Below are 2,895 nucleotides of genomic sequence, written 5' to 3'. Positions count from 1 at the left end.
CCTTGATTAAACCTTAACCGTTAATCTTAGTGTCTAAGAATTGGGGGTCGGTTCATGATGCTATTTGATACATAAAAGTGTCATGTTATGATGGTGAAATTGTGGATATAAAGGCGGTACTGTGGAATTGGTAGAAGTTCATTACGGTACATATCATGCACCATAAAAACTATTCAATCAATGGTGCACGGTGTGCACCCTACACACTTGTAAGAGAATTTTATGATAAGAAAATATCAGGCTCGCAGGCGGGTTAAAAAGTCGCTGATTGGCAGTCTTATACAATGTATAGAATTACTGATTCACAACAATGCCAACAATCAAATAATTGCCGAGTCTTTGATAGAATGGATTAACAATCATCAGACTGAATTGGCAGATACAGTTTTTGATGAAGTTGAAGGTATTTTCCAATTTAAAGATTTGAATGTTTTGGACTATCCTATTGCTTGTACCAACCATGAGGATCTGATGTGTGGGCTGAAAAATTTCTCGAAATTTAAGACAGATACAAAAACATTAGCCATGATATTTAGGTGTCGTTTAGAAGAGTTATTTTTTTTGGAAACGGACTTTGATTGCGCTAATTGTGGCACAGGTGGACTGATAGTGGTTAAAGAAAAATCGCTTGTCTATGAATGCAGAACTTGTGGATTTTTACAGGATTTGAACGGAAATAAATATAAATCGAGTGGGGTGATTACCATACCTACGATATCAGACTTAAAACAAATTGAGCATTTGATAAAATAGCATTATGGTACAGCAGGGTGCATACCATGCACCATCAAAACCCAACCCATCACAAACAACAACACCTTGCCAAATAGCAAGGTGTTATCAAAGATACTGTATATCGTAGGCTGATTATTGCTTAATCGCTAAACGATCAAACTTACCACCATCAGCAAAATAAGTTTTCATCACGCTATCCCATGCGCCAAAGACATCATTGACCAAAAATGTCGTCATCTGTGGGAATCTGTCACTATGCTTAGCTAGGATATCAGGATTGCTTGGGCGTAGATACAGCTTGGCTGCCAGCTCTTGACCTTCATCACTGTATAGGTATTCTAAATAGTCATGAGCAACTTTATCACTGCCTTTTTTGGTGGCGACGGCTTCGACGACCGCCACTGGGTTCTCGGTGGCAACCGTGTAGCTTGGATAGACGACTTCAAATTCACCTTTGTTTAGGCTATGAGCGATGTGATTGGCTTCGTTTTCGGCGGTGACGAGCACATCGCCGATACCACGCTGGGTAAAGGTTGTCGTCGCAGCACGAGCGCCACTGTCGAACACAGCGACATTGCCAAGTAGAGTTTTGATAAACTCATCGGTCTTGGCTTCGTCTTTATTAAAGCTATGCAGACCATAGCCATAAGCACCTAAGAATGCATAGCGACCGTTGCCCGATGTTTTTGGGTTGGGTAGGACGATTTGGATGTCATTACGGGTGAGATCCGACCAGTCTTTGATGCCTTTTGGGTTGCCCGCACGCACGAGAAACACCGTCGCACTGGTATAAGGTACGGCTTTATTTGGTAGTTTTTCTTGCCAATTACTGCTGATAAGATTTTTGCTGACCAATAAATCAATGTCCGAATTTTGGTTCATGGTGACGACATCGGCTTGTAGTCCGTTGGCGACCGATAGGGCTTGTTTGCTTGAGCCGCCGTGTGATTGCTTGATGCTGACGGTAACATCAGGATTGGCGGTTTTATAATGCTTGATGAATAACTCATTGTATTCTTTATAAAAATCTCGTGAGACATCATAAGATACATTGAGTAGTTCGACCTTGGCTGCACTGGTGCCTGCTTGAGTGCTTGCAGTCGGCTCAGATTTTGAGCAGGCGGATAGGCTGATGATGCTTGCGATGGCAAGCGCACTTAGACTGAGATTTTTGGCGTATTTCATTTGCTTTTCCTTAAAAATAGATAACCATCGGTTGATATGCTTACTTTATCGAAACTTGGCAAATAGTTAAAACTCAAAAAACTTTCTTTATTATTCCAAAATCGCATAAGTGCAATTTCTTCCAAGCAATCCCAAGTCCAACCAATAGCATCAGCCACTACTGCTGGCTAACAAATATTGAGTACAAAAAAATCAGCCAAGACAATATCTTGACTGATTGTGATAAGGTGATGGGGTTATTTGTTCTGTGCTTCTACAGCCAGTTGGTCATAGATGCCGCCTTCGCTGAAATAAGTACTCATGATGCTTGCCCAGTCGCCAAAGACTTCATTCGGGAAGAATGTCGTCATCGCAGGGAATTTATCCTGATGTTTGGCCAGGATATCAGCATTGCTTGGGCGTAGGTAGAAATTGGTTGCAAGCTCCTGCGCTTCATCGCTGGATAGGTAGTTCAGATACGCTTTGGCAGCGTCGGTTGTGCCTTTGCTGTCGGTAACAGACTTGACAACGGCAACAGGGTTCTCAGCATTGACTGTGTAGCTTGGATAAACAATTTCGACATTACCAAATTTGCCTTTGATGACATTAGCTTCATTTTCAAAGGTGATGAGCACATCGCCAATGCCACGCTGAGCGAAGGTTGTTGTTGCAGCACGGCCACCGTTTTCAAAGACTTTGACATTGCTAAGCAACTGTTTGGCAAAGTCTTTGGTTTTGGTTTCGTCTTTATTAAAAGTATGCAGACCGTAGCCATAAGCACCCAAGAATGCATAGCGACCATTGCCGGTGGTTTTTGGGTTGGCGATGACGATTTCAGTGCCTTTGGTTGCCAAATCACTCCAGTCTGTGACGCCTTTTGGGTTGCCTTCACGCACCAAAAATACGATGGTGCTGGTAAATGGAATGGCGTTATTCGGAAATTCTTGACGCCAGTTGGTATCGACCAGTTTGGCATCGGCTAGCAGCTCAATATCC

3 protein-coding genes are annotated in these 2,895 nt (G+C 42.6%); 1 reads left to right on the top strand and 2 read right to left on the bottom strand.

Annotated elements, in window-relative coordinates:
* The first annotated feature begins 222 nt into the window (after positions 1-222).
* Positions 223-753, top strand: a complete 531-nt coding sequence (locus Q0N89_RS09810; RefSeq protein ID WP_294035920.1) for a hypothetical protein — start codon at positions 223-225, stop codon at positions 751-753.
* Between the two features lie 114 nt (positions 754-867).
* On the opposite strand, the gene Q0N89_RS09805 is transcribed toward Q0N89_RS09810, so the two are convergent.
* Together Q0N89_RS09805 and Q0N89_RS09800 are read right to left on the bottom strand one after the other, a co-directional pair.
* Positions 868-1,920, bottom strand: a complete 1,053-nt coding sequence (locus Q0N89_RS09805; RefSeq protein WP_294035918.1) for a sulfate ABC transporter substrate-binding protein — start codon at positions 1,918-1,920, stop codon at positions 868-870.
* A gap of 236 nt (positions 1,921-2,156) precedes the next feature.
* On the bottom strand, positions 2,157-2,895 hold a 739-nt coding region (locus tag Q0N89_RS09800), incomplete at its 5' end, for a sulfate ABC transporter substrate-binding protein (protein WP_294035916.1).

It is taken from the genome of uncultured Moraxella sp. (assembly GCF_945873075.1).
Classification (GTDB): Bacteria; Pseudomonadota; Gammaproteobacteria; order Pseudomonadales; family Moraxellaceae; genus Moraxella.
The sequence above is the reverse complement of the archived record's forward strand: the minus strand, read 5'-3'. Positions and strand labels throughout refer to the sequence as shown.